14 protein-coding genes are annotated in these 15,603 nt (G+C 64.8%); 9 read left to right on the forward strand and 5 right to left on the reverse strand.

Going from position 1 to position 15,603, the window contains the following annotated elements:
• The first annotated feature begins 32 nt into the window (after positions 1-32).
• On the forward strand, positions 33-1,187 hold the full coding sequence (locus QYR03_RS10430; protein WP_301712887.1) for an HNH endonuclease signature motif containing protein: 1,155 nt from the start codon (positions 33-35) through the stop codon (positions 1,185-1,187).
• A gap of 75 nt (positions 1,188-1,262) precedes the next feature.
• On the opposite strand, the gene QYR03_RS10435 is transcribed toward QYR03_RS10430, so the two are convergent.
• The 3 genes from QYR03_RS10435 to QYR03_RS10445 all read right to left on the reverse strand — a co-directional run bounded on the left by QYR03_RS10435 (position 1,263) and on the right by QYR03_RS10445 (position 5,499).
• Positions 1,263-2,471, reverse strand: a complete 1,209-nt coding sequence (locus QYR03_RS10435) for an acyl-CoA dehydrogenase family protein (RefSeq protein WP_259851230.1) — start codon at positions 2,469-2,471, stop codon at positions 1,263-1,265.
• A gap of 117 nt (positions 2,472-2,588) precedes the next feature.
• A complete protein-coding gene (locus QYR03_RS10440) occupies positions 2,589-3,782 on the reverse strand; it encodes an acyl-CoA dehydrogenase family protein (protein WP_301712886.1) in 1,194 nt (397 codons plus the stop codon).
• 175 nt (positions 3,783-3,957) lie between these two features.
• Positions 3,958-5,499 carry an AMP-binding protein gene (locus tag QYR03_RS10445; protein WP_301712885.1) on the reverse strand — a complete coding sequence of 514 codons (1,542 nt, stop codon included), beginning with the start codon at positions 5,497-5,499 and terminating at the stop codon, positions 3,958-3,960.
• A gap of 183 nt (positions 5,500-5,682) precedes the next feature.
• Between QYR03_RS10445 and QYR03_RS10450 the strand changes: the two genes are divergently transcribed.
• From QYR03_RS10450 to QYR03_RS10470, 5 genes are all read left to right on the forward strand, one after another.
• Positions 5,683-6,000, forward strand: a complete 318-nt coding sequence (locus QYR03_RS10450) for a hypothetical protein (protein WP_301712884.1) — start codon at positions 5,683-5,685, stop codon at positions 5,998-6,000.
• Positions 6,001-6,020: 20 nt separating this feature from the next.
• Positions 6,021-6,431 (forward strand): nucleoside-diphosphate kinase, encoded by a 411-nt coding sequence (gene ndk, locus QYR03_RS10455; RefSeq protein WP_087117669.1) that lies wholly within the window; start codon positions 6,021-6,023, stop codon positions 6,429-6,431.
• 168 nt (positions 6,432-6,599) lie between these two features.
• Complete coding sequence (locus tag QYR03_RS10460; protein ID WP_301712883.1) at positions 6,600-8,297, forward strand: alkaline phosphatase; 1,698 nt, start codon at positions 6,600-6,602, stop codon at positions 8,295-8,297.
• A gap of 150 nt (positions 8,298-8,447) precedes the next feature.
• Positions 8,448-8,984 carry a TetR/AcrR family transcriptional regulator gene (locus QYR03_RS10465; RefSeq protein WP_259851225.1) on the forward strand — a complete coding sequence of 179 codons (537 nt, stop codon included), beginning with the start codon at positions 8,448-8,450 and terminating at the stop codon, positions 8,982-8,984.
• Between the two features lie 386 nt (positions 8,985-9,370).
• Positions 9,371-12,118 (forward strand): translation initiation factor IF-2 N-terminal domain-containing protein, encoded by a 2,748-nt coding sequence (locus QYR03_RS10470; protein WP_301712909.1) that lies wholly within the window; start codon positions 9,371-9,373, stop codon positions 12,116-12,118.
• 69 nt (positions 12,119-12,187) lie between these two features.
• On the opposite strand, the gene QYR03_RS10475 is transcribed toward QYR03_RS10470, so the two are convergent.
• Both QYR03_RS10475 and QYR03_RS10480 read right to left on the reverse strand, forming a co-directional pair.
• Positions 12,188-12,535, reverse strand: coding sequence for a hypothetical protein (locus QYR03_RS10475; protein WP_301978635.1), 348 nt, complete (start codon positions 12,533-12,535; stop codon positions 12,188-12,190).
• A 26-nt stretch (positions 12,536-12,561) separates the two neighbouring features.
• Entirely contained in the window at positions 12,562-12,969 is a 408-nt protein-coding gene (locus QYR03_RS10480; protein ID WP_259851223.1) for a hypothetical protein, read from the reverse strand.
• Between the two features lie 277 nt (positions 12,970-13,246).
• On the opposite strand from QYR03_RS10480, the gene rplU reads away from it, so the two are divergent.
• From rplU to obgE, 3 genes are all read left to right on the forward strand, one after another.
• Positions 13,247-13,552 (forward strand): 50S ribosomal protein L21, encoded by a 306-nt coding sequence (rplU, locus tag QYR03_RS10485; protein ID WP_259851221.1) that lies wholly within the window; start codon positions 13,247-13,249, stop codon positions 13,550-13,552.
• 29 nt (positions 13,553-13,581) lie between these two features.
• Entirely contained in the window at positions 13,582-13,926 is a 345-nt protein-coding gene (gene rpmA, locus QYR03_RS10490; RefSeq protein ID WP_259851219.1) for a 50S ribosomal protein L27, read from the forward strand.
• Between the two features lie 148 nt (positions 13,927-14,074).
• Entirely contained in the window at positions 14,075-15,598 is a 1,524-nt protein-coding gene (obgE, locus tag QYR03_RS10495) for a GTPase ObgE (protein ID WP_259851217.1), read from the forward strand.
• Positions 15,599-15,603: the final 5 nt, after the last annotated feature.

Below are 15,603 nucleotides of genomic sequence, written 5' to 3' on the forward strand. Positions count from 1 at the left end.
GGTTCGGGCTGCGGGGCAGTAGCGTGCGAACCATGAACTTCTCCGGACTGCTCCAGGCACTGGCCGACAGTGTCGTGGATTCGCTCGCCGACTTCGATCGGGAGGCCGCGCTCGCCGCCGGGCTCGATCCGCGGCGCGTCCGCGAGTGGGAAGCAGTGCACCGCACGTATTTCGGCCGCACGAAGTGGACGAAATGGCAGCGAAAGGCCCTCGATAAAGCACGGACCAGTGAGCTTTCTATCGACCAGCTCGCATTCATTGAATCACGCCTTTTGCTTATCAGCGACCCCTCCACCTCCTGGCACACCCGCCTTTCCCTCCTGAATTTCCGCGGCAGTTTCGACGCTTTGAAACGCCGCGCGAAGAAGCTGGGGCCGGATCCTGAACCGGCTCCGCCCAAAAACGCCGTGAAATTCGGCCGCTCGCGGATGGGGAAGCGGTCCATGACGGTGACCGCCAACGAGCGCCTGCTCGCAGATACCGAGCATTTCCTCCGCGACGGCATCGATTCCTCAAAGCCCGCCATGCCCCAGATGGTGTCCAGATTCGAGGACCTGTTGCGCGGCAACCTCGACGGCACCCCCGACGGCAAAACCGACGACGAGCCCGCATCTGCCCGTGCCTCCGCCGCGGGCGTCCCACACTCGCAACCGCGGCCACTCGTTCTTGTTGGTCTGCCGGACTTCGTGGATATTGTCCGCGGCGACGGCGACGAGGTCGTCCTTGGACTCACCGACGGCACGACCATGACCGGCGCCGAGTTCCTGAACCGGTTCATCGCTACTGCCAGCAATGAGCTGGAAGCGGCGGTGTTCCACCCGGCGGAGGGCGCGGTGAATCTGTACCGCCTGAGCCGCTTTGCCAACCAGAAGCAGCGCGATCTGGCGCGGGCGGCGATGCCGACGTGCTCCCAGCCGTTCTGCCGGCACGGTGCGGATGCCTGCGAAATCCACCACGTCACCCCTTGGTCGCGGGGAGGTGAGACCAATGTGGAGAATCTCGCGCCCCTGTGTCGCTACCACAACCGCATCAACGACGATGATCCGTCGCGGCAGAAGCGTGGGCGCATTGAGCTCCGCGGCGGGACGCCCGTCTGGATCTCGCCTCGCGGCACCCCTGTCCCGCAGACCTGGCATCCGTTCGGCGCGATGAGGACGCTGTTCGGCCCCGACCCGCCAACGAGATAGCCCCTGGAAAAGCGGAAGCCGCCTTAGCCCAGCAAAGCGGAGCTAAAGCGGCCTTCCGGCGTGCCCGGAGCGCTTTTAGGAGCGGTAGGCGGAAACACCGGTGATGGACTTGCCCACGATGAGGGACTGGATGGTGTCGGTGCCCTCGTATGTGTGCAGGGATTCGATGTCGGCGTGGTGGCGTGCCACGTCGTTTTCGAGGAGGATCCCGACGCCGCCGAACATGTCGCGCGCGTCGGCAGCGATCTTGCGGGCGCCGCGGGTGTTGTGGACCTTGGCCAGCGCTGCCTGCTTCTCCGTCAGCGTGCCGGACTCCTCGAGCTCCAGCAGTCGGCGGCAATACAGCGCCATGGAAGTCACTTCCTGCAGCATGTCGGCGAGACGCAGCTGGATGATCTGGTTTTTCACCAGCGGGCGGCCGAACTGGACGCGGCGCTGCGCGTAGTCGAGGGCCTTCTCGTAGCAGTCGATCGCCATGCCGAGCGCGACCCAGGCAACAGCGATGCGGGTGCCGGTGAGCACCTTCGCGGTGTCGCGGAACGTGTGGGAGTTGGGCAGGCGGCGGTCGTCGGAGACGCGGACGTCGTTAAGCTTGATGTGCGCCTGCGGAATGCCGCGCAGCGACGCCTTGCCGACGATCGTCTCTGCCTCGTAGCCCTCTTGGTCCTGGTCGACGATGAAGCCCTTGACCTCGCCGTCTTCCTCGTCGCGGGCCCAGATGATCGAGATGTGGCCGACCGAGCCGTGGCCGATCCACTTCTTCTCGCCGTTGATGACCCACTCGTCACCTTCGCGGCGCGCGGAGGTCTCCAGGCCGATCGAGTCCGAACCGTGGTCCGGTTCGGTCAGGGCGAACGCACCGCGAATCTCCATCCGCGACATCGGGCCCAAGTACTTCGCCTTCTGCTCCTCGGAGCCGCACTCAGAAATCGAGCGCATGGCCAGGCCGGACTGCACGATGTGCGCGGTCGCGGTGGAGGCGTCCGTGCGGGCGAGTTCCATCTGGATCAGTCGGTTGGCGCGGATCGAGATTCCGGGCTTACCGTCGATGGAGATGCCGTCGGTGACCAGGCCGCGGCGCGCTGCTTCCTCGACACCCGGGATGTTGTACTCGGCTTTTTCCCACGCCTCGTTGATCGACGGGCGGGCGAATTCCATGAACTCGCGGGCTTTCTTCCACCATTCCAAATCTTCGCCGTCCACGTCGGCGAAGACCTGGTAGTAGTCCGTCTTCGGGTCGAGGAGGGAGGCGACCCCGGTCAGGTTCTCGTCAGTCTGAGTCATGTCTTTTCCTTAAGCGTCCTTGAACGTCCTTGAAAACCGTCAGTTGTGAAGTCGGCAAAAGCTGCACCGCGGGCTCGGGCCCACTAACGGTGCAGCTCATAGCCAGAGGGGAGGGGACTAGCCGGCGAATGCGCCGACGCCGGTGATGGACTTGCCCACGATGAGGGACTGCATGGTGTCGGTGCCCTCGTAGGTGTGCAGCGCCTCGATGTCGGCGTGGTGGCGCGCGACATCGTTCTCGAGCAGGATGCCCACGCCGCCGAACATGTCGCGGGCGTCAGCGGAGATCTTGCGTGCGGCGCGGGTGCAGTGGACCTTTGCCAGCGCGGCCTGCTGCTCGGTCAGCGTGCCTGACTCCTCGAGCTCCAGCAGGCGGCGGCAGTACAGGAACATCGAGGTGAGGTCCTGCAGCATGTCGGCGAGGCGCAGCTGGATGATCTGATTCTTGACCAGCGGGCGGCCGAACTGGACGCGGCGCTGCGCGTAGTCGAGCGCCTTCTCATAGCAGTCGGTGGCAAGGCCCAGCGAAGCCCATGCGACGGAGACGCGGGTGCCGGCAAGCACCTTCGCGCAGTCGCGGAAGGAATTCGCGCCGGGCAGTCGGCGGTCGTCGGAGACGCGGACGTTGTTCAGCTTGATGTGCGCCTGCGGGATGCCGCGCAGTGATGCCTTGCCGACGATCGTCTCCGCCTCGTAGCCCTCCTGGTCCTGGTCGACGATGAAGCCCTTGACCTGGCCGTCTGCGGTGTCGCGCGCCCACACGATGGTGATGTGGCCGACCGAGCCGTGGCCGATCCACTTCTTCTCGCCGTTGATGACCCACTCGTCGCCGTCCTTCTCGGCGGTGGTCTCCAGGGCGATGGAGTCGGAGCCGTGGTCCGGCTCGGTCAGCGCGAAGGCGCCGCGGATCTCCAGGTGGCACATCGGCCTCAGGTACTTGGCCTTCTGCTCTTCGGAGCCGCACATCGCGATGGACTGCATCGCCAGGCCGGCCTGCACGCCGAACGCGGTGCCCAGGGAGGCATCGGTGCGTGCGAACTCGAATGCCATCAGGCGGGAAGCGCGCACGGACATGTGCGGCTCGCCCTCGATTTCGATGGCGTCGCGGAACAGGCCGCGCTTGCCGGCCTCGGCGACGACGGGGATTTGGTACTCGGCCTTCTCCCAACCCTCGTTGATGTGGGGGCGGGCGAATTCACCGAAGTCGCGGGCCTTCTTCCACCACTCCAGGTCCTCGCCTTCGATGTCGGCGAATACCTGGTAGTAGTCGGTCTTCGGGTCCAGCAGCTCGTGGACTGGGTTGTCAGCCATGATTCCCTCTTTTCTTGGGTCCGGGGTCCGCCCCTTGGAAATGTGGAGCAAAACCATAACACCCTTAATTGTGACTTATGTCGCAGTGCTTTACAAACGAATTCGCGCAGATTTTTGCGGCGTTCGTCGCACGCCCCGCGACGGATGGGGTGCTCGGCGGAAAAGAGGAGTCCGGCTACGCCTCCAGCGGAATGAGGCGCAGGTCCTTGCGCAGAATCTTGCCGGTGGGGTTCTTCGGGATCTCGTTGAGGAATGTCACCGCGCGCACCTTCTTATAGGGGGTGACGCGTTCGGCGACCCAGGCCATGAGCTCGTCGGCGGTGAGCTCCGCCCCTTGCTGGAGCACGACGAAAGCGCGCGGAATCTCGAGGCCGTCGCGTTCGACGCCGACCACGCCGGCGTCGGCAATTGCGTCGTGAGTGAGCAGCAGGGCCTCGAGTTCGGCGGGCGCGACCTGGTAGCCCTTGTATTTGATCACCTCTTTGGCGCGGTCGACGATGTAGAAGTGGCCGCCTTCGTCGACACGCGCGACGTCGCCGGTGCGCAGCCAGCCGTCGACGAAGGTCTCGTCGGTGGCCTCCTGGTTGTTGAGGTAGCCCTGCATGACTTGCGGTCCGCGGACGAGGAGTTCGCCGGTCTCGCCTTGCGGGACGTCCTGGAGCGTCTCGATATCCACCACGCGGCATTCCGTGTTGGGGACGGGGAAACCGATGGAGCCCGGGTTGGTGTCGCCCTTGATTCCGATGTTGACCGCCGGGGATGTTTCCGTCATGCCGTAGCCCTGGATGCAGTCGGTGCCGAGACGCCGCTCGACGGCACGCGCGATCTCCTCGTCGAGCGGCGCGGCACCGGAGAACATGAGTTTGTTCGCTGCGAAGGCGGCGGGGTCGACGGCCGGGTGCTTTGCCAGCGCGACGGCCATGGGCGGGGCGATGAAGGTCAGTTCGATGCGGTGCTCGCCGTGCGCCCGCAGGAAGGTCTCGAGGTCGAATTTCGGCATGGTGTGCACGTTGGAGCGGAGCAGCAGCGGGGTGAGCAGCAGTGCCGTCATGCCGTAGATGTGGGAAAACGGCAGGGGAGACAGCGTCGCGGAGTTCTGCGCCATTCCGTTCCTTTCAAGCATGTACCGCGCCTGCAGCACGTTCGAGGTGAGGTTGCTGTGCGTGAGCATCACGCCTTTCGGCATGCCGGTCGTGCCCGAGGAAAAGGGGACCGAGGCGAGCGTGGTTCCGTCGACATCGACGTCGGGAGCGGGCAACCGCTTATCGACGATCCCTTCCAGCTCACTTTCCCCCACATGGTCCACATTCCCGGTGTCCGTGAGACCGATGAAGAGGTCCGCCCCGGCCATGCCGGAGATTTTCTCCACGTCGTCGGTGTTCATGAGAACACCGATCGGGTTGACGGTGGCGCCGGCGCGGAAAATGCCGAACAGGGCGACGGCGAAATTGATCGAGTTGGGGATCTGCAGCGAGACGACGCTGCCGGGCCCGATCCCGCGCTCTGCCAGGTAGCCGGCGACCGCGTCGGCGCGCCGCTGCAGTTCGCCGTAGGTAATGGTCGCGCCCGTGGTCAGTTCGGTGACTGCGGTGAGTCCGGCTTCCTCAGCGGTGAGGCCCTCGAAGATCTGCTCGTAGACGGCCCCGGGGAAGAGCTCCAGGTCCGGATACGGGCTGGAGTAAATGGTGGAAGGCGTCGAAGTCAGGGTCGCAGTCATGCTGCACCGTCCTTTCTGGATCGAAGGCTGTCACGTTTCGCCCAGGAAGTTACCGGAGCAAAACTATGCTGCTATTGCGGCTCGGATCTCATCATTTTGCACGGAAAAGCAGATCAATTTTCACGCGCGCAGCCAGGTACGCCGCAGATTCACCTCATGTACGCTGCAGGTACGCTGAATGCCATGCAAGCTTTCTCACTCGCTCTCGCCGCCATGTTCTCGCTGATCGCGATCGTCCTCGCGTTCATGAACGTGCCCAAGTGGGTGGCTATCGCATTGCTTGCGGCGGCCGCGGTGTTCCTCTTTCTCGGTCTGCGGGAGAAGTACAACGCCCTCAGCGCGGCGGGGGATGCGCCGATTGAGCTCGATGATGAGCAGCGGGAGACGGTGCGGCGCCTGAAGGGGGAGGGGCGCGAGGATTCGGCGATCCGCCAAGTGCAGTTGTGGTTCCGTAACACGGACTACGAGACTGCGTCGGCTGTTGTGCGCGGCGTCGTTTAGCAGGCGGTAGTGTTGGGGCCATGACTGAACGCACTCTGATTCTGATTAAGCCTGACGGTGTCGCAAACGGCCACGTGGGAGAGATCATCTCCCGCATCGAGCGCAAGGGCCTGAAGCTCGTCGAGATGGATCTGCGCACCGCAGACCGTGAGACCGCCGAGAAGCACTACGCCGAGCACAAGGACAAGCCGTTCTTCGGTGAGCTGGTCGACTTCATCACCTCTGCACCGCTGGTCGCGGGCATCGTGGAGGGCGAGTCCGCGATCGCCGCATGGCGTCAGCTGGCCGGCGGCACTCATCCGGTTGAGAAGGCTACCCCGGGCACGATCCGCGGCGACTTCGCTCTGACTGTCGGCGAGAATGTCGTCCACGGCTCCGATTCCCCGGAGTCCGCTGAGCGCGAGATCGCTATCTGGTTCCCGAACCTCTAAGCCGTTTCACCGCTTTAAGCCCGCGCCGCCTGCGCGGGCTTTTCGCATGCTTGCCGACGCCTCCACCCCACCCCATCAAAGTGAACCCACCGTGAATTCGTGCGGAACACTTGTGGGCGGGGAGACATTCCGGTTGCGCACCCCAGTGGGGCATTCGAGAGTTATCGCATGACTGAAAATAAGAACCTTCCCCGTCGCCGCTTCCTCGCTGGCTCCGCCGCAGCCGCCGCTGGTGTCGCTGTGGCCGGTAACGCCCAGGCGAATGCGCAGCTGTCCTCGTCGCGGGCGTTGTCGTCGGCACGCCTGCCGGAGGCTCCGAAGCCCCCTGAATACGCAGCCTTCATGCACGGTGTCGCCTCAGGTGATCCGACGCCGGACTCCGTGATTATCTGGACCCGCGTGACGGTGTCCCCGGAAGCTATGCCCGGCTCCGGGGCCGGTGCGGACGCGACTGTCGAGTGGGAGATCGCCACCGACCGCGACTTTGCGTCTGTGGTGCGCAAGGGCACCCACCGCGCCAGCGCGGCGAGCGACCACACGGTGAAAGTCGACCCGCGCGGCCTGAAGCCGGCGACGGACTATTTCTACCGTTTCCGCTGGAACGGCCAGGTCTCCCCGGTGGGCGCCACCCACACGGCTCCGGCGTACACGGCGAAGGTGGATGAATACAAGCTCGTCGTCGCCTCCTGCGCCAACTACGAGTGCGGCTATTTCACCGCGTACCGTGACATGGCGGAGCGCGCCGCAGCCGGCGAGATCGACCTCGTGGTCTTTCTCGGCGACTACATCTACGAGTACCCGACCGGGGAGTACGCCGGTAAGAGCGGTGTGTCCCGCCCGCACCACCCGGCGCACGAGATCGTGTCCCTGCAGGATTACCGCATCCGTTACGGCCGTTACCGCACGGATAAGCACCTGCAGGCGGCGCACGCGGCCGCGCCGTGGGTGGTCGTGTGGGACGACCACGAGACCGCCAACGACTCGTGGGCCGGCGGCGCCGAGAACCACACCGAAGGGGCGGAAGGCGAGTGGAAGCAGCGCGAGTCCTGGGCGCAGCAGGCGTATTTCGAGTGGTTGCCGGTGCGCGCGGTGCGTCCTTCGGAAGGCGGGCACATCTACCGCAGCTACCAGTTCGGCGACTTGATCAAGCTCACGATGATGGACCTGCGTTCCTACCGTGACAAGCAGGTCAAGGCACTTAGCCGCGACAAGGATGCGACGGACCGCACGATGCTCGGCTCCGAGCAGTTCAACTGGGTCAAGGGCGAGGTGGAAACTGCCACCACGGCGTGGAACGTGCTCGGCAATTCCGTAATGGTCTCGCCGATGGAGATCGGCCACTTGCCGCCGACGAGCTCCGATAACCGCACGGCTAACGATGTGCTGAACGAGTTCACGAAGTCCGCGGGCATTGCAGTCAACACTGACCAGTGGGACGGTTATCGCGCCGAGCGGGCACGGCTTTTCGACGTCCTCTCCAACACCGCACCCCACACCCTCTTTCTCACCGGCGATATCCACTCGGAGTGGGCCCACTCGGTGCAGCACAAGGGCCAGGAGATCGGCTGCGAGATGGTCTGCGCGTCGATCACGGCACCGAACGTGGATGAGATCGTCACCAAATACACGAAGACATACGCCCCGGAGGACAACCGCATCACCCACCTCGTCGAGGGGGTGATGTACTCGGCGAACCCGTGGGTGAACCACGTGGACTTCGATTCCCACGGCTATGGCATCGCGCGTGTGTCCAAGGACAAGGTGGTCATGGACTTCTACCGCGTTTCTGACGTGGAGGATCCGGGCGCGTCTGCGGGTCTGGCGGTTTCCCGCACGTGGGTGGCTGGGAAGGGTTTCCAGAAATAGGTCTACCCCCGCTCCGGGTTTGAGCAGCTGTACCAGTTCGAGTTTCCCTAGCCTTGCGTATACATTCTGTCTCGACACATAAGTTTCTGCGAATTAGAGCGGTCGAGAGGGGTGGCACCGGTGCCTCAACGCGCTGAACAGTCCCGTGCTGTGGCGAAGCGCCGTGCGATCTTGGAGGCCGCCACGGAGCTGCTCTACAGCGAGGGACTGCGCGGGGTGACCCACAGGAACGTCGCCGCGCACGCGGGCGTCCCCGTTGGGTCGATCGGGTACTACTACTCCAACCGCGAGCGGTTGCTGGCCACGTGCTTCGACAGTATCGCGCAGGCCCGCCGTGAGCTGGTGGACCGCGAACTCGCTGCCGGCGACGTGCCCGCGGACCCGACTGCGCTGGCGGAACTCGTTGTCCGCGTCGTCGCGGGCGGCGAGATCCCGCATGTTGCCGGCCTCGTCACTGCGACCGTCGACGTCCAGCACGAGAGTCCCGAACTCATCTCTGAGCTCACCGCCCACTGGCGTGGCGTGATCGCGTCCGTTCAGGCTGTGCTCGATGCCGCCCAGTACACCGCCTTGACGGGCCGCCAGGTGGTGCGTTCGCTCGTCGGTGTCACCGTATGCGCCATGCTCGACGAGGACACCTCCCAGTCCATCGTGGCTCTCGCCGAAGAGATCCTCCGCGGCAACTAAGCCCACGGGCCGCGCCCACCTCGGGCACGAGCTGTGCAACAATGGGGCCGTAGCATTCGGCCCTCCCTCTACGGTGGGTGCGGAGGCTTAGAAGCTTTCATATTTCCCGCGCTTTCTGCGAAGCGGCGCGCCACTGTGCGGCGGCGGTGAACCCACGTTCCACCAGCGCCCGGTGAGCGCCATCGTGCGCGGCAATTCAATAGGAGATTTCCGTGGCTGACAGCGACGAGACAACCACCCCGCGCAAGCGCCGGGCACGTTCGACCGCCAAGAAGACGACGAAGAAGACAACTAAGAAAACCGCCAACAAGACCGCCAGGAAGACCGCGAGGAAGACCAGCAAGGCAACAAGCAAAAAGACGGCGGAAGCCGTGAAGAACACTGGGATGGCGCAGTTTGACCGTTCCCAGCTGGGGGAGAAAGTCCGTGTGTTCACGCTGGCGAAGGCGCTCGGCATGACCTCGAAAGAGCTGGTGCTCAAGCTTAACGAGCTCGGCCTGGTCAAGGTTGCGCAGTCGTCGTTGAGCAAGGCGGAGACCGAGCAGGTTCTCGATGCGCTTGAGGCGGAACCTCAACCTGCCGCGGAAGGAGCGGGCGAGGAACCGGACGGGGCGGTTGACGGAGCTGAGCCGTCCGATACCGACGAGCCCGGCACGGCCTCAAACCAAATCCAAACACAGACCCAAACCCAAGCCCCGTCCCAGGACGAGGCTGAGGAGAAGATCCGCCACCGCGTCCGCAAGGACGTCGAGAACGAGATCCATCAGATCGAGGAGAAGGTCGAAGCGGACCTGCTTACCGATATCGAGCCGGAGATCACTCCGGTGCCTGAAGAGGTCGAGGAGGCCGCTGGCCTCTACACCCCGGTGTTCAAGGCGGCTCCCCGGAACTCGCGGAGGAGGGCGCGGAGGGCGGGGGATGCGTCGTCAAGCGAGGCTCCCGAACAGAAGACATCCAGCGACTCCGCTGAGGCGGAGACCGTCGACGAGCCGATTCAGGAGCCGAAGGCGATCAAGGGTTCCTCGCGCCTTGAGGCGCAACGTCGCCGCCGCAGCGAGCGCCGTGAGGAGGAGCGCAAACGTTCCCGCGTCGTGTCGCAGGCGGAATTCCTCGCCCGCCGCGAGTCCGTCGAGCGCACCATGGTCGTGCGCGAACGCAAGCGTCACGACGGCCCCGGCACCATCACCCAGGTCGGCGTTCTCGAGGATGGCCTGCTGGTCGAGCACTTCGTCGACGCGGACGACAACACGTCCATGATCGGCAACATCTACCTCGGCCGTGTGCAGAATGTGCTGCCCAGCATGGAGGCCGCCTTCATCGACATCGGGCAAGGCCGCAACGGTGTGCTCTACGCCGGCGAGGTGGACTGGAAGGCCGCCGGGCTGGGCGGCCGCTCCCGCCGCATCGAGCAGGCGCTGAAGTCCGGTGACCAAGTGCTCGTCCAGGTGACCAAGGATCCGGTGGGCCACAAAGGAGCGCGTCTGACCACCCAGATTTCCCTGGCGGGCCGATTCCTCGTGTACGTCCCGGGCGGCCGCAGCGCCGGTATTTCCCGTAAACTTCCCGCGCCTGAGCGCAAGCGCCTAAAGGACATCCTTGTCCGCGTCGTTCCGGGCAAGGGCGGAACGATCATCCGCACCGCTGCCGAGGGCGCCCCGGAGGAGGCCATCGCCGCCGACGTCAACCGCCTGCACACCCAGTGGGAGAGCATTAAGGAAGAGGCGGAGAAGGAGAAGTCCTCCAAGGGCGCCAAGCCCGTCACCCTCTACGAGGAGCCGCGACTGCTGGTGAAAGTCGTGCGCGACCTCTTCAACGAGGACTTCGACAAACTCGTCGTCGGCGGCAAGAAATCGTGGAATGTAGTGCACAACTACGTCCAGTCGGTCGCACCCGACCTCATGGACCGCCTGGAGAAATTCGACCGCCGCGACCACGACGGCCGCGACGCGTTCGACGTGTACCGCGTCGACGAGCAGATCCAGAAAGCCCTGTCGCGCACGGTGTGGCTGCCGTCCGGCGGCACGCTCGTCATCGACCGTACGGAGGCGATGACGGTCATCGACGTCAATACCGGCAAGTTCACAGGTTCCGGCGGTTCCCTCGAGGAGACGGTGACCAGCAACAACCTGGAGGCCGCCGAGGAGATCGTCCGCCAGCTGCGTCTGCGCGACATCGGCGGGATGATCATCATCGACTTCATCGACATGATCCTCCCCGAGAACCAGGATCTGGTCCTGCGCCGTCTCAAGGAGGCCCTCGGCCGCGACCGCACCCGCCACCAGGTTTCCGAGGTCACGTCGCTCGGCTTGGTCCAGCTCACCCGAAAGCGCCTGGGCACCGGGCTGGTGGAAACCTTCTCCACCACGTGCGAACACTGCGGCGGCCGGGGCATCTTGCTCACCGAGGACCCCGTGGACCCCGACTCCCACACCCACTCCAGCTCCCGCAAGCCGCCCCAGGACCAGGGCAACAGCACGGCGGCGAAGTCGAAGGACAAGCGCGGGAAGAGCGCAGAGGAGCTTGTCGACGCCGTCATCGCCGCCCCCGAAGAGTCCGAAGAGTCCGACTCCCCCTCCGATGACAGTTCTGACCACAGTTCTGACAGTTCCGGTGGACAGAACAGGCGCAGCTCCCGCCGTCGTGGCCGGCGCGGTTCGGGCCGCGGCCGGGGGCGCCAGCAGGAGCAGCAGAACGAGTCCCGTCAAGCACCCGAGTCTGAGCAGACTGACACGTATGAGGAGGCGGTCGCGGAATTCGAGCGTTCGCCGCGCCGCAAGCGCAAGACCCGCGGCAACTCCATATCGGACTACCGTCCGGACCCGAAGGACTACGAGGATGTCTCCACCGGGGACGTGATCAACGAGGCCGCCGCGGCATTGGCCCAGGCGGAATCCGCCGCACCGACGGAAACGAAAGAATCCTCGCGTGCGTCCCAGCCTTCGCGTGGCACGCGCCGTCGCCGCCGCGCGACGCGGAAGTCCGTTACCTCCGCAGCGCCGAAGCAGGACCAGAATTCCGGGAATTCCGGCAAGCCTGGCAAGCCCGGGAAGGGGCAGCAGGAGCGGAAGCAGGGGGCGGCGTCGATAAGCAAGAGCCCCGGCGGACGCCGTCGCGCAACGCGGAAGTCGCGCTAACGGCGGCAACGTGAAACGGCCCCGCTCCCGCCGGTGATCCGGCAGGAGCGGGGCCACCCGTGTAGGTGGTTATGCGATGTCGGTCGGGGCGTCGTCGCCGTAGCTGTCCTCGTAGCCGGCGTTTGCGCCGCCGTAGCCGAGCTGGTCAGTCGTCGGCATGTCCGGTGCGATGTTCTCGGTTGTGATCTCCTGCTCCTGGTCGTAGTACCCGTCGCCGCCGGCGTCGACCTCGAGGTGGTCGACGATGCCGTCGGCGTTGTTGTCGTAGGCCGCCATGTCCGCGTAACCGTCGCCGTCCAGGTCGACGAGGATGCCGCCGTCGCCGCTCTCAGTGGACGCCGCCCGGCCCTTCTCGTCGCCCGCCTGGGCTTTGGCCACCAACTCCAGTTCGCGTTCGCGGTCCACGTCAATCCTCACTCACCTATGTCCTAGGCACTAAGCACCTAGAAATCCGCCAAGGGGTCGTCGGGCAGCTCCTCCCCCGCACCGCCGGCCGGGTCCTGCGGGAACTGGTCGGAGTAATCGTCTCCGTAGTCAACCGGGGTGTCGGGCACGGGGGAGCTGGCGAAGGGGTCTTCCGATTCGTCGAGAAGCGGGTCGTTGTTGTTGGAGTTGTCGGAGTTGTCGTAATCGCCGTGGTCGGGCACCTCGCCGTCGTCAAGCGAAACGTGCTCGTCGAAATCGTCGAGCGCGACATCCTGCGAATCCGGGACGAGGGAATCGCTGAGATCCGGCATCGACGGGTCGACCGCAATGTCGAGCATACGCTGCAGGGCATCGTCGGTGGGGGCGGAGTCGGCGAAAAGTTCGCCGAACGGTGGAAGAACCGTGGGTTCGTTGAACTCGTTCATCGTTGGACCTCCTTTCGCCGAGTGAAACCTTATGTCTTCCGCCAGTGTAATGAGGCGGATCCGCAAAATGTTCCCGTTCGAGCAGTTTGGTCTTTACCGTGCGCGCGGTGTAGTCTTTGACAGTCGCTGTTTTGGGGCGCGCCCTTGCGCTGAACACGCATGCGAGCGAGGTTGCGACGTATATCCACGTAAACCCCCGGAACGCTTGAAGTATTAGATGGTATTCGGTGCCGATGCATGCCGGCGCCGTCCGAGTTGAAGAAAGGGGTAACCCGCTATGTACGCGATCGTCAAGACCGGCGGCAAGCAGTACAAGGTTGCCGAAGGCGACCTCGTCCGGGTCGAGAAGATCGAGGGTGAAGCTGGCGATTCTGTGGCGCTCACCCCGGTTCTCCTCGTCGACGGCGCAAACGTCACCTCCAAGTCCGAGGACCTCGCCAAGGTCAACGTTTCCGCTGAGATCGTTGAGCACGGCAAGGGCAAGAAGATCGACATCCTGAAGTACAAGAACAAGACCGGTTACAAGGTCCGCCAGGGCCACCGTCAGCCGAACACGACGCTGAAGATCACCGGCATCAAGTAAACCGAGACGCCACTTAGGAGGCAACCACAATGGCACACAAGAAAGGTGCATCGAGCTCCTCGAACGGCCGCGACTCCGAGTCCAAGCGCCTCGGCGTGAAGCGCTTCGGCGGCCAGCAGGTCAAGGCGGGCGAGATCCTCGTCCGTCAGCGCGGCACGAAGTTCCACCCGGGCGACAACGTCGGCCGCGGCGGCGACGACACCCTGTTCGCTCTGGCTGCGGGCTCTGTCCAGTTCGGCATCAAGAAGAAGCGCCGCATCGTCAACATCATCCCGGCTGACGCAGAGGGCGTTTCCTCTGAGGTTCTCGAGGCCGCCAACGAGGCTGGCCTGGTCGACGACGCTGTCGTCGAGGAGAAGTCCGCCACCGCGTAAGCCGTTTACGCGACATTCTTTGAAGGCGCCGTGGACCCGTTTGCCGGGTCTTACGGCGCTTTCGCTTATCGACGGCTCCCTGTCCCAGCTCGTAGACTCGCTGGCACAGGGATCACCACCTCCCCGACACTGAAAGGCAGGCATCCGCGTGGCGCAGTTTGTTGACCGTGCAGTGCTCCATCTCCAAGCCGGCGACGGCGGCCACGGGTGTGTGTCTGTGCACCGTGAGAAATTCAAGCCCTTGGGCGGCCCCGACGGCGGCAATGGCGGGCACGGCGGAGACATCATTCTCGAGGTGTCGACGCAGGTGCACACCCTCCTCGATTTCCAGTACCGTCCGCACGTCAAGGCGAAGCGCGGTGGCAATGGCGAGGGCGACCACCGCAACGGTGCGCGCGGGGAGGATCTCGTGCTGCCGGTGCCGGTGGGCACGGTGGTCCGCGACGAGGACGGCAACATGCTCGCCGACCTGGTGGTGCCGGGGACCCGGTTCATCGCGGCGGAGGGCGGCTACGGCGGTCTCGGCAACGCGGCGCTGGCGACCGCGAAGCGGAAGGCCCCCGGTTTCGCCCTCAAGGGCGAGCCCGGGGAGGCCCACGACCTGATTCTCGAGCTGAAATCCATGGCTGATGTCGGCCTGGTGGGCTTTCCCTCGGCGGGGAAGTCCTCCCTGATCTCCGTGCTGTCGGCGGCGAAGCCGAAGATCGCGGACTACCCGTTCACGACACTGCAGCCGAATCTCGGTGTGGTGTCGGTCGGCCACGATACTTTCACGATCGCCGACGTTCCCGGCCTCATCCCTGGGGCGAGCCAGGGCAAGGGTCTCGGCTTGGATTTTCTGCGCCACATTGAGCGCACGGCTGTCCTCGCCCACGTCGTGGACACCGCCTCGCTCGAGCCGGGCCGCGACCCGCAGTCCGATATTGAGGCGCTGGAAGCCGAGCTCGATTCCTATGCCGATCTGATCGAGGCCGAAGACGGCGATTCCGGTCTGGGTGATCTGCGACAGCGTCCACGCATCATCGTGCTGAACAAGCTCGATATCCCGGAGGCGAAGGAGCTCGCCGAGTTCTTGCATGACGACCTCGCCGAGGCCTTCGGGTGGCCGATCTACATGATTTCCACCGCAACCCGAGAGGGCCTCGACGAGCTGAAGTGGGCTTTGTGGGAGATCGTGCAGACCGCCCGCAAGTCCCAGCCGAAGGTCAAGCACGAGGCGGCCAAAGGGCAGGTCATCCGGCCGAAGGCAGTCGACCACAACGACGACATCATGGTCGTCAGAGATCCGCTGTACCCCGAAGGCTGGCTGGTCACCGGTGAGAAGGCCGAACGGTGGATCCGCCAGACCGACTTCGAGAACGACGAAGCGGTGGGCTACCTGTCCGACCGCCTGAACAAGGCCGGGGTAGAGGACCAGCTGCGCAAGATTGGAGCGCAGGAGGGCGACACGGTCACCATCGGTGAGATCTCCTTCGACTGGGAGCCGTCCATCGGCGGCGATCCGACAGCCGCGGGCCGTGGCCAGGATGCCCGTCTGGGCGGCACGAACCGCATGTCGGCGGCGGAGCGCAAGCGCGCTTCCCAGGCGCGTCGCGGGCTCATCGACGAATACGACTTCGGCGATGACCTCCTGGACCGCCAGGAAGCCGACCGCGAGCGCTGGCAGGGATAATCGCC

This window comes from Corynebacterium sp. P4-C1 (assembly GCF_030503595.1).
Lineage (GTDB): Bacteria > Actinomycetota > Actinomycetes > Mycobacteriales > Mycobacteriaceae > Corynebacterium.

Bases quoted from the DNA above. Each gene is read 5' to 3' on its own strand.
- QYR03_RS10430 (WP_301712887.1), top strand. From the start codon at position 33: ATGAACTTCTCCGGACTGCTCCAGGCACTGGCCGACAGTGTCGTGGAT.
- QYR03_RS10435 (WP_259851230.1), bottom strand. From the start codon at position 2,471: ATGACTCAGACTGACGAGAACCTGACCGGGGTCGCCTCCCTCCTCGAC.
- QYR03_RS10440 (WP_301712886.1), bottom strand. From the start codon at position 3,782: ATGGCTGACAACCCAGTCCACGAGCTGCTGGACCCGAAGACCGACTAC.
- QYR03_RS10445 (WP_301712885.1), bottom strand. From the start codon at position 5,499: ATGACTGCGACCCTGACTTCGACGCCTTCCACCATTTACTCCAGCCCG.
- QYR03_RS10450 (WP_301712884.1), top strand. From the start codon at position 5,683: ATGCAAGCTTTCTCACTCGCTCTCGCCGCCATGTTCTCGCTGATCGCG.
- ndk (WP_087117669.1), top strand. From the start codon at position 6,021: ATGACTGAACGCACTCTGATTCTGATTAAGCCTGACGGTGTCGCAAAC.
- QYR03_RS10460 (WP_301712883.1), top strand. From the start codon at position 6,600: ATGACTGAAAATAAGAACCTTCCCCGTCGCCGCTTCCTCGCTGGCTCC.
- QYR03_RS10470 (WP_301712909.1), top strand. From the start codon at position 9,371: ATGGCGCAGTTTGACCGTTCCCAGCTGGGGGAGAAAGTCCGTGTGTTC.
- QYR03_RS10480 (WP_259851223.1), bottom strand. From the start codon at position 12,969: ATGAACGAGTTCAACGAACCCACGGTTCTTCCACCGTTCGGCGAACTT.
- rplU (WP_259851221.1), top strand. From the start codon at position 13,247: ATGTACGCGATCGTCAAGACCGGCGGCAAGCAGTACAAGGTTGCCGAA.
- rpmA (WP_259851219.1), top strand. From the start codon at position 13,582: ATGGCACACAAGAAAGGTGCATCGAGCTCCTCGAACGGCCGCGACTCC.